The following is a 20,097-nucleotide window of genomic DNA, read 5'->3' as shown; positions in this document are numbered from 1 at the left end:
CATCGCGCTGATGGCCGCGCCGATGCTCGATACCTACCGCGAGGTGGTAACGCCGGAAGGCGTGCCGCTGCAGTTGCCTGCGGCCGGCCCGATGCCGCGTGCGCTGGCCTGGCTGATCGACCTGGCCGTCCGCTTCGGCGCGCTCACCGCGCTGTCCATTCCGCTGGCCCTGCTCGATGAGTTCGGCCGCGGCCTGTACATGGCGCTGATGTTCCTGCTGATGTGGGCCTACCCCATCGTCTGCGAAGCGCTGTGGGGCCGTACCCTCGGCAAGCGCGTGCTGGGCCTGCGGGTGCTCGCGCAGGATGGCGCACCGGTGGGCTGGATGGCCTCGATCACCCGCAACCTGCTGCGCACCGTGGACATGCTGCCTTTCGGCTACGCACTGGGCCTGATCAGCAGCCTGTTCGATCCGCATGGCCGCCGCCTGGGCGATCTGGTTGCCGGCACGATGGTGGTACATGCACCGCCGCATTACCTGCCGCCGCCGGCCACCATCGACAGCGCGCTGGCGCCGCCGCAACCGCTGCGGCCGGAGGAACAGGCGGCGGTGATGGCCTTCGCCGAGCGCGCGCCACGCCTGTCACCCGCACGCCAGCAGGAACTGGCCGGCATCGCCGAGCCGTTGACCAGCGCGTCCGGCCAGGTCGGCGTGCTGCGCCTGTATGCAATGGCCAACTGGTTGCTGGGAAGACGATGAAGCAAGAGCAGTTCGTCGCCCGCCATCAACAGGAATGGCATGACCTGGAGCAGTGGCTGCAGCATCGCGCCGGTGCCTCGCGTCGGCGTCGGCGCAGGCCGGGCGCGGAAGAAGCCGGCGATGTCAGCTTCCCGCAGCGTTACCGACGGCTGTGCCAGCAGCTGGCGCTGGCCCGCGAACGCGGCTACAGCCCGCAGCTGGTGCAACGCCTGCAGCAGTTGATGCAGCACGGGCATGGCGTGCTGTACCGCACGCCGCCGACCCGCTGGCGGCGCGCGCTGGAATTCCTGGTTGCTGATTTCCCGCTGCTGGTGCGCAGCCAGGCGCGCAGCATGTGGGCGGCGCTGGCGATGTTCGCAGTGCCGGCGCTGGCCTGCTTCGTGCTGGTGCAGGTGTACCCGGACAGCATCCACCTGCTGATGGACAACGGCCAGATCGCCGAGATGGAGCGCATGTACGATCCATCCGCCGAGCGCCTGGGCCGCGACAGCGGCACCGACTGGATGATGTTCGGCTACTACATCATGAACAACATCAGCATCGCCCTGCGCACCTTCGCCAGCGGCCTGCTGGCGGGGTTGGGCACGCTGCTGGTGCTGCTCTTCAATGGCATCACCATCGGCGCGGTCGCCGGCCACCTGCAGCACATCGGCCATGGCGGCCCGTTCTGGCGCTTTGTGGCCGGCCACGGTGCATTCGAGCTGACCGCGATCGTGATTGCCGGCGGCGCCGGCCTGCAGCTGGGCATGAAACTGCTGGCTCCCGGGCGGCGGCGCCGAGTGGATGCGCTGGTCGAAGGCGGGCGCATCGGCGCGCGGCTGTGCCTGGGCGTGGCCTTCATGCTGCTGCTGGCCGCGTTCGTGGAAGCGTTCTGGTCCTCCATCGCCGACATTCCGGCTGCAGTGAAGTTCAGCGTGGCCGGGGTGCTGTGGGCCGGCGTGCTGCTGTGGCTGTGGCGCGGTGGACGCGGAGGTGGCCATGCGGATTGACCATCTGGACGTGGTGCTGCGCGCGCGCAGCAGCTGGGAAGCGATGGAGCTGGGCAGCGCGCTGGCCCGCCGCCACGCCCGCGGTGTGTGGGGCAGCTGGCTGCTGGCCAGTGCACCGTTGTTCGTGCTGTTCAATGCACTGGCCTGGTGGCTGGATGCCTTCGGCTGGGCGTGGCTGGCGATGTGGTGGTGCAAACCGTTGTTCGAACGCGCACCGCTGTACGTGCTCTCGCGCGGCATCTTCGGCGAACGGGTCGGCCCGCGCGATGCGCTGCGCGCACAGCGGCAGTGGGGCGGCAGCGGCTTCTGGGGCTATCTGGGCTGGCGCCGTTTCAGCGGCCTGCGCAGCCTGTGCCTGCCGGTCAATCTGCTGGAGGGCAATGCGCCCGCCCAGCGTGGCCCACGCAGGCGTGCAGTCGCCGCCGGCGCTGCGGGCCCTGCGCTGGTGCTGGCGGTGATCTGCCTGGCATTCGAGCTGGTGCTGGTGGTGGGCGCGATCGCCACTATCTTCATCTTCATCCCGCTGGAACTGCTGCCCGAATCCTGGCGCGCAGCGTGGGCGATGGTCAGCGTGGAGGCGCCTGCGTGGGCCAAGCTTGGCCTCAACCTGTTGTGCTGGCTGGCGGCGGCGCTGATCGGGCCGTTCTACGTGGGTGCCGGCTTCGGCCTGTACTTGAACCGACGCACGCAGATGGAAGCCTGGGACGTGGAAATCGCACTGCGCCGCCTGCGCGAACGCCTGCTGCCGGTCGCCTCTTCGTTGCTGCTGCTGTTGTGCCTGGCGCTGCCGTTGGCGCCCGTGCACGCACAGGACGCCGACACGCCGGACGCCGCGCAGACCGCCACGGCCAACGCCGCTGAAGACGCAGAAGCGGAAGACGCTGAAGAAGCCGAAGAAGCGGCCACTGCGGAAAACGATCCGGCCAATACACCGGCGGTGATCTTCGGCGACACGCCGGTGGATACCGCTGGCTTCCGCCAGGCCGTGAACCGCGCCTACGAAGATCCGTTGCAGCGGCCGACGCGGCAGGTCAGCCGATGGAAGCCGATCGAAGACGCCGCCGAGAAGCAGAAAGACAAGAAAGAGCTGCAGAAGGACAGCAGCAGCAACGCGGACCGTACGTCGCGCAAGAGCGGCCAGTTGTGGCTGGCCCGGCTCGCCGAATGGGGCCTGTGGGGGCTGCTGGGGGTCCTGCTGCTGGTGCTGCTGTTGACCGCGCGGCTGTGGCTGCCGTGGTTGCGCGGTTCCGGCCGCCGCAAGGAAAAGCAGGCACCGCAGATCACCGAAGAGCAGGTGGAAATGCCGGTGGTGCTGCCGCCGGATGTGGCGACCCAGGCCGGGTTGCTGTGGGACCAGGGACGGCCACGGCAGGCGCTGGCGCTGCTGTATCGCGCCAGCGTGCGCACGCTGGTGGAGCGCACCGGCATCGCGTTGCCGCCCGGTGCCACCGAAGCACAGTGCCTGCGTGCCTCGCGGCGCATGTCCGACAGCACCGACCGTGAACTGTTCGCGCGCATCGTGCGCATGTGGCAGTACGCCGCATACGGCGGGCGCCTGCCCACCCGCAGCGATTTCGACGCGTTGGCCAGCACGCTGCGCCAGCAGTACGGGTGGCAGGCATGAGCCCGCGCCTGTTCTGGTCGTTGCTGCTCGGCGCGCTCGTCCTGCTCGGGGTGCCGCTGACCATCCTGTTCCTGCGCACGCATGAAAAGGTGACCGAGACCGTCGTGCTGCCGCCCCAGGGCGAAGCCAGCTACAACCCGCTGTATGTGCTGGGCCAGGCGCTGCGCGCCGACGGCATCGAGGTGCAGTCCCGGCAGCGGCTGGACCTGGCACAGATGCCACTGGCCGCCACCGATACGGTGGTGCTGCTGCAGGATACCGCCGACATGCCGCCGCGCACTGCGCAGGCCCTGCTGGACTGGGTCGGCACGGGTGGCCATCTGCTGCTGCGCACGCAGCCACCGGCCGAGGACGATGCCAGCAGCACGCAGGGCCCCCTGCTGGACAGGATCGGCGTGGACAGCCTGTTCCATGGCAGCGACTGCCAACCCTTCCACGTGGTGGATGATCCCAGCCACGTCGAGTTCTGCGGCGGTCGGCGCTTCAGCCTGGGCTTCCAGGCCAACGCCACGGCCGAGCGCCGCTGGGGTGGCCAGGAAGGACTGGTGTTCGCGCGCCTGCCGCACGGCAAGGGCCGCATCGACGTGCTGGCGGACATGGACGTCATGCGCGGTGAAGGCCCGTCCGCATCAACACGCCGCCGCACTGTCGACGCCGATGCCGTTGCCCGCGATGGCCTGCATGACCTCTCGCACCGCGACCTGACGCGCTACCTGCTCGATCCCAACTATGGGCGCGGCACGATGTGGCTGGTATACGGCAGCCGCCCGCCCTCGCTGGGCGCGCGCATCTTCTACCAGGGCTGGCCGCTGTGGGTGCCGCTGCTGCTGGCGATCCTCGGCTGGCTGTGGTCACGCGCGCAACGCTTCGGCAGTGCCCTGCCCGCGCCGGTGGTCGAACGCCGTTCGTTGCTGGAACACGTCCGCGCCAGTGGCGAACTGCTGCTGCGCTTCGGCCATGGCACGCGCCTGTACCTGGCCGTGCAGGCGCTGTTCCTGCACCGCTTGCGCCTGCGCGCGCCCGTCGCTGCGGCACTCGACGGTGCTGCGCGCGACCAGGCCATCGCCGCAGTGTTGCAATGGCCCGTCAGTCGAGTCGCCAGTGCCCTCACTCCGCCTTCGCCGCATGATTCCTCCGCCCTGCGCGAGCGCATCCGCTTGCTGCTCCAGATGAGATCCCTGCTATGACCGATGCCCCTGAACTTCCGGCGGCCGCCACCGCCCGCCTGATCGAACGCGTCGACGCCATCCGCCAGGCCGTCGGCCACGCCTTCATCGGCCAGGCCGATGTGCTCGACCAGATCCTGGTCGCCCTGCTGGCCGGTGGCCACGTGCTGATCGAAGGCGTGCCCGGCCTCGGCAAGACCCTGCTGGTGCGCGCGCTGGCGCAGGCACTGGAACTGGACTATGGCCGCGTGCAGTTCACCCCCGACCTGATGCCCAGCGACGTCAGCGGCCATGCGGTGTACGACCCGAAGAGCGAGAGCTTCAAGATCCGTCGCGGCCCGGTGTTCACCAACCTGCTGCTGGCCGACGAGATCAACCGGGCCCCGGCCAAGACCCAGTCCGCGCTGCTGGAAGTGATGCAGGAAGGCCAGGTCACCATCGAAGGCAAGGCCTTCACCCTGGCACCGCCGTTCATGGCGCTGGCCACGCAGAACCCGCTGGAACAGGAAGGCACCTATCCGCTGCCGGAAGCGCAGCTGGACCGTTTCCTGCTGAAGGTGCTGATCGACTATCCGCAGCTGGAGGACGAGAAGCGCATGGTCGCGGCGATCACCAGCGGCCGTGCCGCTAGTGATTTCGACCTGAGCCAGGTTCCGCGCGTGCTCGGTGCCGGCGAACTGCTGGCGTTGCAGCAGGCCACCGCGGCAATCACCGTGGATGACGAAGTGATCGACTACGCGGTGCGCATCGTGGCCGCCACCCGGCAGTGGCCGGGCATCGCCGTCGGCGCCGGCCCGCGCGGCAGCATCGCCCTGGTGCGTGCCTCGCGCGCGCAGGCGGTGCTGGCCGGTCGTGACTTCGTCACCCCCGACGATGTGCGCGACATCGCCCGACCCGCCCTGCGCCACCGCATTGCATTGGCACCGGAGCTGCAGATCGAAGGCCAGGGTGCCGACGACGTGCTGGGTGCGCTGCTGGCCAAGGTGGAAGCGCCGCGCCGATGAGGCCTGCGCCGCTGCTGCTGGCGTTGTTGTTGGCCTGGGCTGCGCTGGGCGGCGTGATGCTGGCCGGGCTGCTGCCACGCTGGAGCTGGGCGCTGGCCGGCGCACTGGTTGCGGTGCTGGCACTGGTTGATCTGTGGCGGCAGCGGCGACGACCATCGCCCAGCGTCGAGCGCGACGTGCCCGAGGCCCTGGCACTGGGCGTGCGCCGCGAGATCGGCCTGCGCCTGCAGTCCGGGCAGGCCATGCAGGTACAGGTATTCGATCTGGTGCCAGGCGGTTGGCCACTGGAATCACTGCCGCAACGCGTGCAGTTGCGGGCGGGCCATGCCAGTTCGCTGCATTACCACGTGCAGCCGCAGCAGCGCGGCCGCTTTGCCTTCGAAGGCGTGCAGCTGCGCATCCGCTCGCCATGGCGGTTGTGGTGGCAGCAACGCACGCTGCCACCGGCGCTGGAGGTGCGGGTCTATCCCAACTTCGTGCCACTCACCCGATTTGCGCTGTTCAGTGCCGACCAGGCCTCGCGACTGGTCGGTGCACATGTGAAGCGCCGCCGTGGCGAAGGCACCGACTTCCACCAGATGCGCGAGTACCGCATCGGCGACAGCCTGCGCCAGCTCGACTGGAAGGCCACCGCCCGCGCCCGCAAGCTGATCTCGCGCGAGTACCAGGACGAGAAGAACCAGCAGCTGCTGCTGATGCTCGACAGCGGCCGGCGCATGCTGGCCAGCGAAGGTGGGCTCTCGCATTTCGACCATGCCTTGAACGCCTCGCTGGTGGTGGCCTACCTGGCATTGCGCCAGGGCGATGCTGCCGGCCTGTTCGCGGTAGGCGGCGAGCGTCGCTGGGTGGCGCCGCAGCGCGGCATGGACACGGTGCAGCATCTGTTGCGCGCCAGCTACGACCTGCAGCCGCAGGCCGTGGCCACCGATTACCTGGCTGCCGCCACCGAAGTCTCACTGCGCCAGCCCCGGCGCGCGCTGGTGATGCTGGTCAGCAACGTGCGCGACGAGGACATTGAAGACCTGCTTGCGGCGGTGCGCCTGCTGCAGCGCCGTCATCTGGTGTGCGTAGCCAGCCTGCGCGAGCGCGAGCTGGATGCTGCGCTGGAAGGTGAGGTGCACACGGTGGAAGATGCCGCGCAGGCCGGTGCCACCGCGCTGTACCTGCAACAGCGCGCGCAGGCGCATGACGCGCTGCGTGCCGAACGGGTGATGGTGCTGGACGTCACGGCCGATGCCCTGCCCGCCGCGCTGGTGGAGCGCTATCTGGCGGTGAAGCGCGAAGGGCTGCTCTGACCTGTCGGACCGCTGCGCTCGCCGGGCGTGGCCCGGCGCTACCGACACGTCGCCTTGGTAGATGCCAACCTTGGTTGGCACACCATCAACGGCGCCGACCAAGGCCGGCCTCTACCCACAGCGGTTGCCGGCCAGCGGCCGGCACTACCCCTGCAGCAAGCGCTTCTGCAACCGCTCCACCGCGCGCTGCAGCAGCACGCGATGCCGTGCCAATTTCATCCACTGCGGCAGCCGCGAGAACATCGAGCGATGATGCCCTTTGGTTTCACGCAGTGTCGCGACAGCGTACTCATGAAGCGCCTGCAGATGCTCGGCGTTGTAGGCCCAAAGCAGACCTGCGCGGGTCGGCTCCACCAGATGCAGCGGAAGGCCGAAATGTGGATCGGCCGGCTCGGCATCGCGCAGCGGGGTGGCCGACACGTCGACATCGCTGCTGCGCCCACATTGCCCACATCGCGCGGGAAAGGTGGCCGGCGAACGAACGCCCGACGCGATCCGGCGATGCACGTACAGCCATTGGTGCCCGCAGTACCCGCACGGCCGGCGTCCCTGCATGCACACCGCGCCCACCCAGTCGCTACTGTCCAGCGCAACGCTGCAGCCGGTGCAGCGGAAACGCACCGTCCAACGGTAGGGCTGCCAGCTCGCCAGCACCCAACCCGGCGTATCGCAGCGGTGGCAGCGCACCGCGATGCGGTCGGCGAACGCATTCAGGCCGCGACCATCGTCGAAATGACGGCCCGGCACGGGAGCAGGACGCCCGCGCCGACCGGGCGGGGGTTGCACCGCCATCAGACGTAGATCCGCGTCGGCGCTTCGTCGATGATCGCGTGCGGCACGAAGCGCGCACTGTCGCGGGTGATCGCGCTGTCGTCCTCGCGGATGCCGATGCCGCAGGCGTGGTCGCCGATCACCCAGCTGCCGATCAGCGGGTAACCGCCTTCGAAGCGGGTGAGCGGATGCGCACGCTGGAGGATCGCCGGACCGTCGTACGGACCGTCGCTGCGCTGCGTGCTGCCGTCGGCCAGGTGCATCTCGATGTTGGCACCTTCGCGCGAGAACAGCGGCTTGCGCACCCAGCCCGAGGCCAGCGCGCTGCCGTCATCGAAGTGTGCTTCCAGCAGGTTCGGGTGGCCGACATTGCGCTGCCACAGCAGCGGCAGGATGCCCTTGTTGCTCAGCACCGCCTTCCACGCCGGCTCCAGCAGCTGCACGCCCGAGCCCGGCAGCGCGCGACCGAATTCCTCGGCCATCAGGTCTTCCAGCGGGTACAGCTTGAACAGCGTGCCGATGACCGTATCGTCCAGCGCGGTGAAGCGCCCGTCTTCGGACAGGCCGATGTCCTCGATGGCGATCGCCTGCCCGTGCAGACCCGTCTGCGAAGCGCAGTCGCGCAGATACTCGACCGTACCGCGGTCTTCGTCCGAGCTGCCCACCGCACTGAAATACAGCGGCGGCGGCAGCTGCGTGGCCAGTTCGCCGAAGCGTTCGACCAGGGCTTCATGGATCGCGTTGAACTGGTCGGCGTGCTGCGGCAGGCGGCCGGCGTTGCGCTGGTCCTCCAGCCACTGCCACTGGAAGAAGCTGGCTTCGAACAGCGAGGTCGGCGTGTCGTAGTTCAGTTCGTACAGCTTGACCGGGCCGGTGCCGTCGTAGGCCAGGTCCAGGCGCCCGTACAGGTGCGGCTGGCGCTGGCGCCAGCTGTCGGCGATCCAGTCGCGGTAATGCGCGGGGATCGCCAGCTGGTCCATCAGGCGCTCGCTGGCGATGACATCGCCGACCAGGTCCATCGCCATCTGGTGCAGTTCGGCGCTGGGGTCTTCGATGTCCTGCTCGATCTGGCGCAGGGTGAACGCGTAATACGCGCTTTCATCCCAGTACGGCTGGCCGTCGATGGTGTGGAAGCGGAAACCGGCTTCCTCCGCGCGCGCCCGCCACTGGGCGCGCTCGGCAATACGGATACGTTGCATGGGTCGATCAGCCGCCGACGCTGCTGCCGCTGCGGCGCGCACTGGTGCTGCCGAAGCCGCTGCGGCTGGCGGTCACCGCACGGTTCGGTTCGCTGCTGACCGGGGCCAGCCCGGCCTTGCCCGCGCCGATGCCGCTGGCGGTGTTCAGGCCGCCGCTGCCGCCCGGGGCAGGACGCGCCCAACCGGCGCTCTTGTCCTGGTAGGCCGGCGCCGAAGCCGGCGCCTGCGGGGCCAGGCCACCGCGGTTGCTCAGCATCTGCGACATGAAGAAGCCCATCATCATCGGACCGATGAACGAGGTGCCGGCCGAGGTGTGCTGCTGCACGCACTGCTCAGGCTTGTAATCCTGTTCGCAGGCTTCCTTGGTCGCGTACTTCGGCGCTGCGTCGGCAGACTTCTTCTGCGCCTCGGCAAACGCATTGCGGCACGCCGAAGGATCAGCGGTAGCCGTGGTGCAGGCCTCCACCGAGGTATACAGGCCTTCCTGCACCTGCACCTGCTCTTCCTTCTGGCAGGCAGTGAACAGCAGCGGCGCAGCGCTCATCAGCAGCAGCGCAGTGGTGCGGGAACGTTTCATGGCCTCATGCCTTCAAGTCGGAACAATGCCCCATCATGCCAAATCCGGGCCAACAACCGGAATCGGCAAAGTAGGAAAGATGAACGGAATTTCATTTTCGTCGTCCTCTCCCTCGATCCATCCACGCATGGCGTGGATCTACTCGCCCACGGCCACCTGTCAGAGGCGGGGTGGGTCCGGTGGCGTCCCCTGCCGCCGGCCCCACCCCGCCATCCCGCGGATAGCCCGCTTTTGATTTTGACGTTGACGTTGATTCGGCAGGTGCAGGGCGCAGCCCTGCCGGACCGCCTCCGGTGGTTGCAGCAGCAACCGAAAAAATTGGCCATGATCAACCGACCCCCACGTCGTACGGCCCGCCCGTTCCGCCAGCCATGCCCGAATACCGCTCCCGCACCTCCACCGCCGGCCGCAACATGGCCGGTGCCCGCGCCCTGTGGCGTGCCACCGGCATGAAGGATGGCGACTTCCACAAGCCGATCATCGCCATCGCCAACTCCTTCACCCAGTTCGTGCCCGGCCACGTGCACCTGAAGGACCTTGGCCAGCTGGTCGCGCGCGAGATCGAACAGGTTGGCGGCGTCGCCAAGGAATTCAACACCATCGCCGTGGACGACGGCATCGCCATGGGCCACGACGGCATGCTGTACTCGCTGCCCAGCCGCGAGATCATCGCCGACGCCGTCGAATACATGGTCAATGCCCACTGCGCCGATGCGCTGGTGTGCATCAGCAACTGCGACAAGATCACCCCCGGCATGCTGATGGCGGCGCTGCGCCTGGACATCCCGGTGGTGTTCGTCTCCGGCGGACCGATGGAAGCCGGCAAGACCAAGCTGTCCGAGCACAAGCTGGACCTGGTCGACGCGATGGTCGTCGCTGCCGATGACAGCGCTTCGGACGAGAAGGTCGCCGACTACGAGCGCAGCGCCTGTCCCACCTGTGGCTCGTGCTCGGGCATGTTCACCGCCAACTCGATGAACTGCCTGACCGAAGCACTGGGCCTGTCGCTGCCGGGCAACGGCACCACCCTGGCCACGCATGCCGACCGCGAAGCGCTGTTCCGTCGCGCCGGCCGCCTGATCGTCGAACTCTGCCACCGCTGGTATGGCGGCGAAGACCCGCGTGCGCTACCGCGCGGCATCGCCACCCAGGCCGCGTTCGCCAACGCCATGACCCTGGACATCGCCATGGGCGGCTCGACCAATACCATCCTGCACCTGCTGGCCGCTGCGCAGGAAGGCGGGGTCGACTTCGACCTGACCCACATCGATGCACTGTCGCGGCGCGTGCCGCAGCTGTGCAAGGTGGCACCGAACACGCCGAAGTACCACATCGAGGACGTGCACCGCGCCGGTGGTGTGTTCGGCATCCTCGGTGAACTGGATCGCGCCGGCCTGCTGGATACCTCGGTGCCGACCGTGCACAGCGCCACGCTCGGTGAAGCACTGGATCGCTGGGACGTGATGCGCAGCGACAACGACACCCTGCACACCTTCTTCAAGGCCGGTCCCGCCGGCATTCCCACCCAGGAGGCCTTCAGCCAGGCCACGCGCTGGCCGTCGCTGGACCAGGATCGCGCCGAAGGCTGCATCCGTGCGCTGGAACATGCCTATTCGCAGGAAGGCGGGCTGGCCGTGCTGCGCGGCAACCTCGCCGTCGACGGCTGCGTGGTGAAGACGGCAGGGGTGGACGAATCGATCCACGTGTTCGAAGGCAATGCGCGCGTGTTCGAAAGCCAGGACGCCGCCGTGGCCGGCATTCTTGCCGATGAAGTGAAGCCCGGCGACGTGGTGGTGATCCGCTACGAAGGCCCGAAGGGCGGCCCGGGCATGCAGGAGATGCTGTACCCGACCAGCTACCTGAAATCGAAAGGCCTGGGCAAGCAGTGCGCATTGCTGACCGACGGCCGATTCTCCGGTGGCACCTCGGGCCTGTCGATCGGCCACGTTTCGCCGGAAGCGGCCAGCGGCGGTGTGATCGGACTGGTGGAGGATGGCGACCGCATCCGCATCGACATCCCGGCCCGCCGCATCGACCTGCTGGTGGAGGAGGTGACGCTGGTCCAGCGCCGCGCCGACGCCGATGCACGGGGCTGGAAGCCGCGCGCACCGCGCCCACGCAAGGTCACCAGCGCGCTGAAGGCCTATGCCCTGCTGGCCACCAGCGCCGACAAGGGCGCCGTGCGCAACACCGCCCTGCTGGGCGACTGAAGACGGTAGTGCCGGCCGCTGGCCGGCAGCCTCCCTCGTAGTCCGCGAAGGTATCCCGATATCACCGACACGGAGGTTGTGATGACGTCACTCTTCCTCGCCCTGGCCGTGGCCATGGGCGCGAGCGCCGAACCGCCGCAGGCCCCTGACTGCGGCTACGACCGCGCGGCGATGCTGGCGATGGAACCGGGCATGTTCGACCAGGACATGGACGGGGGCTGGCGCCCGCTGGCCGATCGCGGCTGCACCCAGGAAGCCGCGGACCTGCTGGCCGCGTATGCGGCATTGCCCAAGGCGACGGGCAACACCACCCTCGTCTGGCACGAAGGGCAGCTGCGCGCGGAGCTTGGGCAAACCGCGCAGGCGATTGCGCTGATGCAGCGCACCCACAAGCCGAAGGACACCGACCCCGGCTACTGGAACGCCTACGTGGACGGCACGATCGCGTTCCTGCGGCGTGATCGCAGCGGACTGGAAAAGGCACGTGCCGCGCTGGTCGCGATACCGACGCCACCCACGATGGCGGAGAACATCAAGAACGGTCGTTTCCACTTCACTACCAAGGGCGGGCAGCAGGTGGATGCCCCTTGGCCGCCGAATCTCGATGTGCTCGATGCCTTCCTGCGCTGCTTCGACCGCGATTACCACAACGCGATGGGCAACCCGGCCTGCCGGAAGCCGGAAGGCGGTTGAGGCTCTCCGCCGGGCATGGCCCGGCGCTACCAGTGCGGGCTCAGCCGATGGTGCGCTTGAACGGCGGCAGCGCGTCGATGATGCGCTTGCCGTAACGGCGGGTCAGCAGGCGAGAGTCGAGGATGATCACCCGCCCGGTGTCGGTGGAGGTGCGGATCAGGCGGCCGGCGAACTGGGTCAGCGTGCGCAGCGCATGCGGGATCGCGATCAGGTTGAACGCATTGAGCCCACGCGCTTCCACCCATTCGCTCAGGGTGGCGGTCTGCGGATCGGTCGGCACCGCGAACGGCACCTGGGTGATCACCACCGTGGTGCAGGCCTCACCGGGAAGATCCAGGCCTTCGCCGAACGAGTTCAGCCCGAACAGCACCGATCCCTCTCCGGCGGCGACACGGCGCAGGTGTTCATCGATCATGCGTGTCTTCGACATCTCGCCCTGCACCAGCACCTGCTTGCGCTTGGCGGCCGGCATCAGGCCCGCCACCTTCTCCATCTTCCAGCGCGAGGTGAACAGCACCATCGAGCCCTTCGTCCAGTCCAGTTCCTTGCCGATGTAGCGCGCCACTTCGCGCGGATGGCCTTCGCGGTCATCGGGCGTGACCGGGAACGGCGGCACGATCAGCTCGGCCTGGTTGGGCAGGTCGAACGGCGAGGACAGCGAGACCATCTCGGCGGTTTCGGGGATGCCGTTGTCGATCGCCAGCGCCTGGAAGTCGCCGCCACCGGTCAGCGTCGCCGAGGTCATCACCACCGAATCCACTTCATCCCACAACAGCTTGCGCAGCACGTGCGCGGCCGACACCGGCGAGCCATGCAGCACCAGGTCGCCATCGCGGGTGGCGGTCACCCAGCGCGCCATCGGGGGCGCGCCTTCCTTGTCTTCGCGGCGCCAGACCTGCCACAGGTTGTACTGCTGCTCGATCATCTCCAGCGCCATGCCGAGGTTGCGCTGCAGGCGCTCGCGCGCCGGATCGTCCGGCTTGCCCTTGGCGACCTGCGCGGTGGCGGCGTGCGCCCAGTTGTAGAGGCTGCGGGTATCGTCGGCCAGCGCCTCGATCGGCTCGCGCCAGGCCTCGGGCAGGCGTCCGTTGGCCGCGCGCCACATCGGCTCCTCGTCGGCCGGCGCCGGCATCCATACCGCCTCGACGTGGTCGCGGAACGCACGCAGGCCCTTGGCCACGTTGCTGGCCGCGTCGATGGCTTCGTTCGGCAGCAGGTTGCCGAGGCGATCCTTGTCGACCGCGCGGTAGGCACCGGCGATCAGGATCTGCAGGCGGCCGGTGCGCTTGGCCATTTCATCCAATGCCAGGCTGGCCGCACCCTGGTCGATGGCCACGTTGCCCACGTGGTGGCCTTCGTCGAGTACCAGCAGCATGTCCGACGGCGCGGCGATCATCGGCTGGCCGTTGTCGCTGTCACCAATGGACAGCGCCGACAGCAACAGCGCGTGGTTGGTGACCACGATCTGCGCATCGCGCACGGTGTTGCGCGAGCGCAGCACCGCGCACTGCGCCGAGTACGCGCAGCGTCGCCCCGCGCAGCCTGAGGCCGGCGTGGTGATGCGGCTGCGCAGGCCGGGGCTGATGGTTTCCGGTGCGTTGTCGATGTCGCCGTCCCAGCTGCCGCTGGTGAAGGCCACGGTGAGGCGCTTGGCGATGTCCATCTCGATCGGCGCCAGCGGGCGGTCGAACAGCGGCTGCTCGTCCTCGAACATGCCGTTCTGCGCGCCCTCGCCGTGCGCCTCGGCGGCGTTGCGCGTGCACAGATAGCGGGTGCGGCCCTTGGCCAGGGCAACGGTCGCCTCCAGGCCGGTGGCCTTGAGGAAGTTCGGAATATCGCGCTCGACCAGCTGCGACTGCAGCGCCACGGTACCGGTGCTGATCACCAGCTTCTTCTTGCTGGCCAGGGCAATCGGCACCCCGGCGGTCAGGTAGCCCAGGCTCTTGCCAACGCCGGTCGGCGCCTCGACCACGCCCACGCCACCGCTGGTGGACAGCGCACGCGACACCACGCCGATCATCTGGCTCTGCGAGCGGCGGGTGGAGAAGCCGGGGGTGTTGGCCTGCAGCGTCGTGTACGCCTTGCGGATCGCGTCCTTCAAGGTGTCATCGAGCTTGCGTGGAGCGGCGACGGTTTCGGTCACGCCAGAACTACCGTAGCGGGGTCAGGCCGGCCATTGTCGCATGGCCGGCCACGGGCTCCGAGGCGCGGGCGCTGAACAGGGTCAGCCGCGTCGCGCGATGGCTGGATGCGCGCCCCGCAACACTACCGACGCGGCCAAGGCCGCCATCGGAGTCAGGGTGTAGCGGTGCGCTGCCGCAGCAACCGTACCAGTGCCCAGACCAGCAGGACCGTGCCGACGGCATCCAGCATCGCCAGGCCGAAGTGCACCACGCCCAGCACGGTGCTCAGCTGCGAGATCGCGCCGAAGTCACCGTTGCTGACCATCCACATCGGCACCAGGTTGGCCAGCAGGCTGCCCATGCTGGACGCCAGCAACAGCAGCAGGCCGGTCAGCGCGCCGGTACGTGCCGGATCGCGCGGCGCGCCCATCACCCAGACCAGGCCGACGCACAGGGCAATCAGCACCGGCAGGCGCACGCCGACCATGGTCAGCAGGGAGACCATCAGAGCCTGGGTATCCATCGATCAGTCCTGCCCGGCGAAGGCGCCGGCACCGGCGCGCAGCTGCTGGTAGACCTCGTCGGTCTGCGGGCGTACGGCATGCCACTGCAGGAAGCTCTCCGCCGCCTGCTCGACCAGCATGCCCAGGCCATCGACCGTGTTGCGGCACTGCGCGGCGCGCGCCCAGGCCAGGAAGGCGATGGCGGCCTCGCCGTAGTTCAGGTCGACGGCCGTGGTCATCGAATTGACCAGCGACAGCGGCAGCTTGAACTCGGCGTCGCGATCGCGGCCGGCCGAGGTGGCGTTGAGGATCAGTTCGAAATCACCGAGGTCGCGCAGATCGTCCCAGTAGCGGCTGAGCGCGCGGCCCGGCTCGCCCATGGCATCGATAAGTTCATCGGCACGTTCCGGCGTGCGGTTGACCACCACCAGTTCGGTGATGCCGGCATCCAGCAGCGCCGGAGCGACGCTGCGCGCCGAACCACCGGCGCCCAGCAGCAGCACGCGGCGGCCGCGCAGGTCCAGGCTGTGGCGGTCGGTGAGGTCACGCACCAGGCCGATGCCATCGGTGGTGTCACCGTGCCAGCGGTCGCCCTTGCGCAGCAGGGTATTGACCGAGCCGGCGCGACGCGCGCGTGCGGTCAGCGTAGTGCACACCGAGAACGCCGCTTCCTTGTGCGGTGAAGTGACGTTGGCACCGACACCGCCTTCGGAGGCGAACGCCTCCAGCCCGGCCAGGAATGCGTCCGGGGCGAGATCGATGCTGCGGTAGTCGAGGGAGATGCCTTCCTGGCGACCGAACGCCGCATGGATCTGCGGCGACTTCGAGTGGGCGACGGGGTGTCCGAAGACGGCGTAACGATCGGTCATGGAATCCTCAAGCTGGCTAGACTGGTGCTCTTTCGTGCATGGACCTGGATGATGCGTATCGCCCCGACCCTGCTGGTGCTCGCCGCCAGTCTACTCTCTGCCCCGGTGGCGATGGCGTTGAACGAGTACGGCATCGAAGGCATGGGCGTGGTCTCCACCCGTGCCGATGAAGGCCGGGCCACGATCAGCGCCGATGGCCAGCGCATCGTCTTCGCCCGCCGTGGCGAGGCCGGCTGGGGGCTGTGGCAGGCGCGCGTGGTCGACGGCCGCTGGCAGCAGGCGCAGGCGTTGCCGCTGGCGGTGTCCGGCGAGGTGCGCGATCCGTATTTCAGCCGCGATGGCCGTTGGCTGCTGTTCGCCGCAGGCCGCGAGGGCCGGTCGGGGCTGTACCGGGCGGCGATCGCCGCCGATGGCAGCGTCGGGGCGCCGCAAGCGCTGGCAGGCGATGGTGGCCGCCATGAAGAGCGCGGGCCGGCATTGAGCGCGGACGGGCGACAGCTGCTGTTTGCCCGCCAGCAGGGCCGTGGTGCCGGCTGGGACCTGTTCGTGGCCTCGTTGGACGCGCAGGGCGTGCGAGGCCCGGCGACGGCATTGCAGGCATTGAACAGCCCCGCCGATGAAACCGATGGCGACTGGCTGGGCAGCGCTGGCGCGGTGGCCTTCAGCCGGGGCAGCGGTGACACCGCGCAGGTCTGGACCAGCGGTTGTGCATGGACGGGCGCTGCGCTGCAGCCGATCGGACTGTCGTTCAACCAGGCCAGCGGCTGGACCGGCGCGCCGATGGTCGACAACGCCAAGCCGGGCGAAATGATGGTGGCCAGCAGTGCGGCGAAGTCGCCCCGCGCCGGTGGCGTGGATGTATACCGGCTGGCCGTGCCGAAGGTGGCGGCAGTGCCCGGGTGCATGCAGTAGATCCACGCCATGCGTGGATGACGGTTCGGTGGATACCGACCGCCCCCCGCTCCGGTAGGTGCCGACCTTGGTCGGCACAGAAGCAAAACCGCCAACCAAGGTTGGCGGCTACCAGTAGATCCACGCCATGCGTGGATGGCCCGGGTCCCGGGCCACGGCGCTCAGCGCGACAGCACCTTCGCGCGCTGCTGTTCGTACTCCGCTTCGCTGAGCTGGCCGTTGTCCTTGCGCCGGTTCAGTGCGGCCAGTTCGGCCTGCACGCTTTCCGGCACGGCCTGCTCGCGGGCAACCCGGGCCGCAGCGGAGAGCTGCTCCGGCGGGCGCCGCGCGGCGCGCCAGGCAGCAACGAACACGCCGACGATGATGGCCCCGAACACCAGCGTACCGGTGCCCCAGATCAGCCATTGCATCCAACCCATTTCAGGTCCCATCGCGTGTTCCTCCGTCCGTCGTGGGCGCTATTGTCAGCGCTCGCGCAGCCAACGCGCCACCTGCGGCGCGAAATAGGTCAGCACGCCATCGGCGCCGGCACGCTTGAAGCCCAGCAGCGATTCCAGCACGCAGGCGCGCTCGTCCAGCCAGCCGTTGGCGAACGCCGCCTTCATCATCGCGTACTCGCCACTGACCTGGTAAGCGAAGGTCGGAACCCCGAAGGTTTCCTTCACCCGCCGCACCAGGTCCAGGTACGGCATGCCCGGCTTGACCATCACCATGTCCGCGCCCTCCTCCAGGTCCAGCGCGATCTCGCGCATCGCCTCGTCACCGTTGGCCGGGTCCATCTGGTAGGTCTTCTTGTCGGCCTTGCCGAGGCTGGCCGCGCTGCCCACCGCATCGCGGAACGGACCGTAGAACGCCGACGCGTACTTGGCCGAGTAGGCCATGATGCGCACGTTGAGGTGGTGGTCGGCGTCCAGCGCACGACGGATCGCACCGATGCGGCCATCCATCATGTCCGACGGCGAAATGATGTCCGCGCCTGCCTCGGCATGCGACAGCGACTGCTTGACCAGCGCTTCGACGGTGATGTCGTTGAGCACGTAGCCCTTGTCATCGATGATGCCGTCCTGGCCGTGCGTGGTGTACGGATCCAGGGCCACGTCGGTCATCACCCCCAGCTCCGGGAAGCGCGACTTCAGCGCGCGGATCGCACGCTGCGCCAGGCCGTCCTCGGCCCACGCCGCCGAGGCGTCCAGCGACTTCTGCGAGGCATCCAGCACCGGGAACAGGTCGATCACCGGGATGCCCAGTTCCAGCGCTTCCTCGGCCACCTTCAGCAGCTCTTCGATCGACAGCCGCTCCACGCCCGGCATCGACGGCACCGCCACGCGACCGGCCGGTTCGTGCACGAACACCGGATAGATCAGGTCGTTGGTGGTCAGCGTGTTCTCGCGCATCAGGCGGCGCGAGAATTCGTCATGGCGCATGCGCCGCGGGCGGTAATGGGGATGAGGCATGGCAGGCTCCGAGGAGTGGCTATTGCAACAGGTAGCCCTGCGGCAGCAGGGGTGCGGGCAACGGGCGTTCGCCGAGGGCGTCGAGCTGGTCGATCTCGATGGTGCGCACCAGCGCGTCCAGCGGCAGGTCGTTCGGCTCCAGGCCGAACGGGTCTTCCATTTCTTCACCCAGCTGGTCCAGGCCGAAGAAGGCGTAGGCCAGCACCGCCGACAGCACCGGCGTGGCCCAGCCCAGCGAGCTGGCCAGGCCGAACGGCAGCAGCACGCAGAACATCCATGCGCAGCGGTGCAGCAGCAGGGTGTAGGCGAACGGCAGCGGGGTGGTCAGGATGCGTTCGCAGCCAGCCTGGATCGAGGACATCGCGTGCAGGCGCTCTTCCAGCTGGACGTAGAGAATGGAATCGAGCGTGCCGGCGCGACGGGCCTGGGCCAGTTCGGCGGCGATCATCGCCAGCAACGCATCGGGCACGTTCTCGCGCTGGGCGAGCTGCCCGCGCTGTTCCTCGTCCAGCCATGGCACCGCCGCCAGCGCGACGTCGCGGGCGCGCAGGCGCGCGGCCAGTGCATGGGCGAAGGCGGTGGTCAGGTAGCCGAGGCGCTGGCGGCGCGGTGCGTCATCGGCCAGCAGCACCTGTACCTGCCGCGCAAGCGAGCGCGATTCAAACACCAGTTGGCCCCACAGCTTGCGGCCCTCCCACCAGCGGTCGTAGCAGGCGCTGTTGCGGAAGCTGAGGAAGATCGACAGGACCAGGCCGAGCAGGGTGAACGGGGTGACCGAGACGCGCTCGATGCCGATCGGCGGCGCCATTTCCACCACCGCGGCGACCGCGATGGACAGGACGAGGATGGCCAGCACCTTCGGCGCGATGGCCGGAACGATCGAGCCACGCAGGATGTACAGCAGTTGCCAGCCGTGGGGACGGGAACGAATGATCATGGGAGCAGCCGCGCAGGGCGCGGTTCGACAGGCACGCGGGGGGCTCGCGCAGCCGCCCATTCTACTCCCTGCCCGGCCGGCGGCCGTGTCCCTGCGACGCCCGGTCGCACCGGCCCGGCCGGCTCAGATCACGCCGCCGCCCAGCCCCAGGCGCAGGATGCCGACCACCACCACGATGCCGTTCAGGATCAGCCCGGTCCACGCCCGGCCGCGCTTGCTGGGGTGGGTGAACAGGATGCCGAGCGCGGCGATGATCGCGCCGACCGCGGCGAACGGGATCAGGAACCAGTTGCCCCAGCCCAGCAGCGGTATCAACGCCAGGATCATCCACAGCAGCGCCAGCACGCCCCACAACAGACTGATCACACCCATAGCGCCCTCCCGTGGTTGTTCATGCGCCAACCATAGCCGTTCCCGGCAGCGCCGCCTACCGCCGTTGCCGTCAGCCTCACCGGCCCCATGCTAGCGTGCGGCCATGGGTCGAGCCCCGATGTTGGCGCCGATTCAGAGTGCCCGGCTGATGATCCGAACCAGTCCTACAGGGGTATACGCCATGAACATCCGTTGGGTCGCCTTGGCGGCCATGCTGCTGACCGTTGCCGGTTGCGCCAGTACCTCCAAGGTCATGCTGGGCCGCGCCCGCGCGCCGATCGATCCGTCCCAGGTGCAGATCTATTCGACGCCGCCCGCCGGTTCGCAGGAAATCGCCCAGCTGGAATCGTCTTCGGCGGTGGGCTTCGGCACGCAGGGCCAGACCGATGCCGCCGTGGCTCGCCTCAAGCGCGAAGCGGCCGCACTGGGTGCCAACGGCGTGATCCTGATGGGCGTGGGCAGCAGTGGCTCGCCGGTCGGCATGTCGGTGGGTGCCGGCAGTTACGGTTCGCACGTGGGCGGCGGCGTGGGCATCGGCATACCGACGACGCAGAAGCGCGCCGCCGGCGTGGCGATCTGGGTACCGGATCCGGCGCCGCCGGCACGCCTGCCGACGCAGACGATCACCCCGCAGCGCTGACGTGGCGGTAGTGCCGGCCGCTGGCCGGCAACCGCAGTCATCGGGCGACCTCGACGTGG

The 20,097-nt window shown here is 68.7% G+C and carries 20 protein-coding genes; 10 read left to right on the top strand and 10 right to left on the bottom strand.

The window, feature by feature from the left end; genetic code table 11:
- The first annotated feature begins 10 nt into the window (after positions 1–10).
- Genes AC3WTC_RS13060 through AC3WTC_RS13035 form a run of 6 tightly spaced genes read left to right on the top strand, consistent with a single transcriptional unit; the run spans position 11 to position 6,778 of the window.
- Positions 11–700: an RDD family protein gene (locus AC3WTC_RS13060; protein WP_032976856.1), complete on the top strand. Its 690-nt coding sequence runs from the start codon at positions 11–13 to the stop codon at positions 698–700.
- A complete protein-coding gene (locus tag AC3WTC_RS13055; RefSeq protein ID WP_033832487.1) occupies positions 697–1,689 on the top strand; it encodes a stage II sporulation protein M in 993 nt (330 codons plus the stop codon). The genes AC3WTC_RS13060 and AC3WTC_RS13055 overlap by 4 nt, the downstream gene beginning before the upstream one ends.
- On the top strand, positions 1,679–3,313 hold the full coding sequence (locus tag AC3WTC_RS13050; RefSeq protein WP_140228312.1) for a DUF4129 domain-containing protein: 1,635 nt from the start codon (positions 1,679–1,681) through the stop codon (positions 3,311–3,313). The genes AC3WTC_RS13055 and AC3WTC_RS13050 overlap by 11 nt, the downstream gene beginning before the upstream one ends.
- A complete protein-coding gene (locus AC3WTC_RS13045) occupies positions 3,310–4,500 on the top strand; it encodes a DUF4350 domain-containing protein (protein ID WP_025877518.1) in 1,191 nt (396 codons plus the stop codon). Before AC3WTC_RS13050 ends, AC3WTC_RS13045 begins: the two co-directional genes overlap by 4 nt.
- Positions 4,497–5,483, top strand: a complete 987-nt coding sequence (locus AC3WTC_RS13040; RefSeq protein ID WP_025877520.1) for an AAA family ATPase — start codon at positions 4,497–4,499, stop codon at positions 5,481–5,483. The genes AC3WTC_RS13045 and AC3WTC_RS13040 overlap by 4 nt, the downstream gene beginning before the upstream one ends.
- Complete coding sequence (locus tag AC3WTC_RS13035; RefSeq protein WP_492711598.1) at positions 5,480–6,778, top strand: DUF58 domain-containing protein; 1,299 nt, start codon at positions 5,480–5,482, stop codon at positions 6,776–6,778. The genes AC3WTC_RS13040 and AC3WTC_RS13035 overlap by 4 nt, the downstream gene beginning before the upstream one ends.
- 144 nt (positions 6,779–6,922) lie before the next feature.
- Here AC3WTC_RS13035 and AC3WTC_RS13030 read toward each other — a convergent pair whose 3' ends face one another.
- The 3 genes from AC3WTC_RS13030 to AC3WTC_RS13020 are packed head-to-tail and all read right to left on the bottom strand — an operon-like array spanning position 6,923 to position 9,325.
- Positions 6,923–7,570 carry a hypothetical protein gene (locus tag AC3WTC_RS13030; RefSeq protein WP_492711597.1) on the bottom strand — a complete coding sequence of 216 codons (648 nt, stop codon included), beginning with the start codon at positions 7,568–7,570 and terminating at the stop codon, positions 6,923–6,925.
- Positions 7,570–8,748, bottom strand: coding sequence for a glutathionylspermidine synthase family protein (locus tag AC3WTC_RS13025; protein ID WP_492711596.1), 1,179 nt, complete (start codon positions 8,746–8,748; stop codon positions 7,570–7,572). The genes AC3WTC_RS13030 and AC3WTC_RS13025 overlap by 1 nt, the downstream gene beginning before the upstream one ends.
- A 7-nt stretch (positions 8,749–8,755) precedes the next feature.
- On the bottom strand, positions 8,756–9,325 hold the full coding sequence (locus tag AC3WTC_RS13020; RefSeq protein ID WP_032976852.1) for a DUF1190 domain-containing protein: 570 nt from the start codon (positions 9,323–9,325) through the stop codon (positions 8,756–8,758).
- Between the two features lie 371 nt (positions 9,326–9,696).
- On the opposite strand from AC3WTC_RS13020, the gene ilvD reads away from it, so the two are divergent.
- Positions 9,697–11,535 carry a dihydroxy-acid dehydratase gene (gene ilvD / locus AC3WTC_RS13015; RefSeq protein WP_492711595.1) on the top strand — a complete coding sequence of 613 codons (1,839 nt, stop codon included), beginning with the start codon at positions 9,697–9,699 and terminating at the stop codon, positions 11,533–11,535.
- An 81-nt stretch (positions 11,536–11,616) separates the two neighbouring features.
- A complete protein-coding gene (locus AC3WTC_RS13010; protein ID WP_492711594.1) occupies positions 11,617–12,228 on the top strand; it encodes a hypothetical protein in 612 nt (203 codons plus the stop codon).
- A 40-nt stretch (positions 12,229–12,268) separates the two neighbouring features.
- On the opposite strand, the gene dinG is transcribed toward AC3WTC_RS13010, so the two are convergent.
- The 3 genes from dinG to aroE all read right to left on the bottom strand — a co-directional run bounded on the left by dinG (position 12,269) and on the right by aroE (position 15,723).
- Positions 12,269–14,371 (bottom strand): ATP-dependent DNA helicase DinG, encoded by a 2,103-nt coding sequence (gene dinG, locus AC3WTC_RS13005; RefSeq protein WP_025877533.1) that lies wholly within the window; start codon positions 14,369–14,371, stop codon positions 12,269–12,271.
- 152 nt (positions 14,372–14,523) lie between these two features.
- A complete protein-coding gene (locus tag AC3WTC_RS13000) occupies positions 14,524–14,874 on the bottom strand; it encodes a hypothetical protein (protein WP_032976849.1) in 351 nt (116 codons plus the stop codon).
- A 3-nt stretch (positions 14,875–14,877) separates the two neighbouring features.
- On the bottom strand, positions 14,878–15,723 hold the full coding sequence (gene aroE, locus AC3WTC_RS12995; RefSeq protein WP_033832490.1) for a shikimate dehydrogenase: 846 nt from the start codon (positions 15,721–15,723) through the stop codon (positions 14,878–14,880).
- Between the two features lie 48 nt (positions 15,724–15,771).
- On the opposite strand from aroE, the gene AC3WTC_RS12990 reads away from it, so the two are divergent.
- Positions 15,772–16,635: a hypothetical protein gene (locus tag AC3WTC_RS12990; protein ID WP_312400691.1), complete on the top strand. Its 864-nt coding sequence runs from the start codon at positions 15,772–15,774 to the stop codon at positions 16,633–16,635.
- Between the two features lie 161 nt (positions 16,636–16,796).
- Here the strand turns inward: AC3WTC_RS12990 and AC3WTC_RS12985 are convergent, their stop codons facing one another.
- From AC3WTC_RS12985 to AC3WTC_RS12970, 4 genes are all read right to left on the bottom strand, one after another.
- Positions 16,797–17,066: a gas vesicle protein GvpG gene (locus AC3WTC_RS12985; protein ID WP_025877541.1), complete on the bottom strand. Its 270-nt coding sequence runs from the start codon at positions 17,064–17,066 to the stop codon at positions 16,797–16,799.
- A gap of 33 nt (positions 17,067–17,099) precedes the next feature.
- Positions 17,100–18,089 (bottom strand): porphobilinogen synthase, encoded by a 990-nt coding sequence (hemB, locus tag AC3WTC_RS12980; RefSeq protein ID WP_032976846.1) that lies wholly within the window; start codon positions 18,087–18,089, stop codon positions 17,100–17,102.
- A 19-nt stretch (positions 18,090–18,108) separates the two neighbouring features.
- Complete coding sequence (locus AC3WTC_RS12975; RefSeq protein WP_093819441.1) at positions 18,109–19,026, bottom strand: bestrophin family protein; 918 nt, start codon at positions 19,024–19,026, stop codon at positions 18,109–18,111.
- 123 nt (positions 19,027–19,149) lie between these two features.
- On the bottom strand, positions 19,150–19,398 hold the full coding sequence (locus AC3WTC_RS12970) for a hypothetical protein (RefSeq protein WP_032952021.1): 249 nt from the start codon (positions 19,396–19,398) through the stop codon (positions 19,150–19,152).
- 181 nt (positions 19,399–19,579) lie between these two features.
- Between AC3WTC_RS12970 and AC3WTC_RS12965 the strand changes: the two genes are divergently transcribed.
- Positions 19,580–20,038: a hypothetical protein gene (locus tag AC3WTC_RS12965; RefSeq protein ID WP_025877548.1), complete on the top strand. Its 459-nt coding sequence runs from the start codon at positions 19,580–19,582 to the stop codon at positions 20,036–20,038.
- The last annotated feature ends 59 nt before the right edge of the window (positions 20,039–20,097 follow it).

Source organism: Stenotrophomonas sp. FW305-C-20-S1, assembly GCF_058783335.1.
This window is presented reverse-complemented; position numbering and strand designations above follow the sequence as displayed.

What these genes read in the sequence shown, in the direction of transcription:
- AC3WTC_RS13025 (WP_492711596.1), bottom strand. Translation starts at nt 8,748, where the DNA reads ATGCAACGTATCCGTATTGCCGAGCGCGCCCAGTGGCGGGCGCGCGCG.
- AC3WTC_RS12965 (WP_025877548.1), top strand. Translation starts at nt 19,580, where the DNA reads ATGAACATCCGTTGGGTCGCCTTGGCGGCCATGCTGCTGACCGTTGCC.
- AC3WTC_RS13060 (WP_032976856.1), top strand. Translation starts at nt 11, where the DNA reads ATGGCCGCGCCGATGCTCGATACCTACCGCGAGGTGGTAACGCCGGAA.
- hemB (WP_032976846.1), bottom strand. Translation starts at nt 18,089, where the DNA reads ATGCCTCATCCCCATTACCGCCCGCGGCGCATGCGCCATGACGAATTC.
- AC3WTC_RS12990 (WP_312400691.1), top strand. Translation starts at nt 15,772, where the DNA reads ATGATGCGTATCGCCCCGACCCTGCTGGTGCTCGCCGCCAGTCTACTC.
- AC3WTC_RS12985 (WP_025877541.1), bottom strand. Translation starts at nt 17,066, where the DNA reads ATGGGACCTGAAATGGGTTGGATGCAATGGCTGATCTGGGGCACCGGT.
- AC3WTC_RS12975 (WP_093819441.1), bottom strand. Translation starts at nt 19,026, where the DNA reads ATGATCATTCGTTCCCGTCCCCACGGCTGGCAACTGCTGTACATCCTG.
- AC3WTC_RS13040 (WP_025877520.1), top strand. Translation starts at nt 4,497, where the DNA reads ATGACCGATGCCCCTGAACTTCCGGCGGCCGCCACCGCCCGCCTGATC.
- AC3WTC_RS13055 (WP_033832487.1), top strand. Translation starts at nt 697, where the DNA reads ATGAAGCAAGAGCAGTTCGTCGCCCGCCATCAACAGGAATGGCATGAC.
- AC3WTC_RS13050 (WP_140228312.1), top strand. Translation starts at nt 1,679, where the DNA reads ATGCGGATTGACCATCTGGACGTGGTGCTGCGCGCGCGCAGCAGCTGG.
- AC3WTC_RS13010 (WP_492711594.1), top strand. Translation starts at nt 11,617, where the DNA reads ATGACGTCACTCTTCCTCGCCCTGGCCGTGGCCATGGGCGCGAGCGCC.
- aroE (WP_033832490.1), bottom strand. Translation starts at nt 15,723, where the DNA reads ATGACCGATCGTTACGCCGTCTTCGGACACCCCGTCGCCCACTCGAAG.
- AC3WTC_RS13000 (WP_032976849.1), bottom strand. Translation starts at nt 14,874, where the DNA reads ATGGATACCCAGGCTCTGATGGTCTCCCTGCTGACCATGGTCGGCGTG.
- ilvD (WP_492711595.1), top strand. Translation starts at nt 9,697, where the DNA reads ATGCCCGAATACCGCTCCCGCACCTCCACCGCCGGCCGCAACATGGCC.
- AC3WTC_RS13030 (WP_492711597.1), bottom strand. Translation starts at nt 7,570, where the DNA reads ATGGCGGTGCAACCCCCGCCCGGTCGGCGCGGGCGTCCTGCTCCCGTG.
- AC3WTC_RS13045 (WP_025877518.1), top strand. Translation starts at nt 3,310, where the DNA reads ATGAGCCCGCGCCTGTTCTGGTCGTTGCTGCTCGGCGCGCTCGTCCTG.
- AC3WTC_RS12970 (WP_032952021.1), bottom strand. Translation starts at nt 19,398, where the DNA reads ATGGGTGTGATCAGTCTGTTGTGGGGCGTGCTGGCGCTGCTGTGGATG.
- AC3WTC_RS13035 (WP_492711598.1), top strand. Translation starts at nt 5,480, where the DNA reads ATGAGGCCTGCGCCGCTGCTGCTGGCGTTGTTGTTGGCCTGGGCTGCG.
- AC3WTC_RS13020 (WP_032976852.1), bottom strand. Translation starts at nt 9,325, where the DNA reads ATGAAACGTTCCCGCACCACTGCGCTGCTGCTGATGAGCGCTGCGCCG.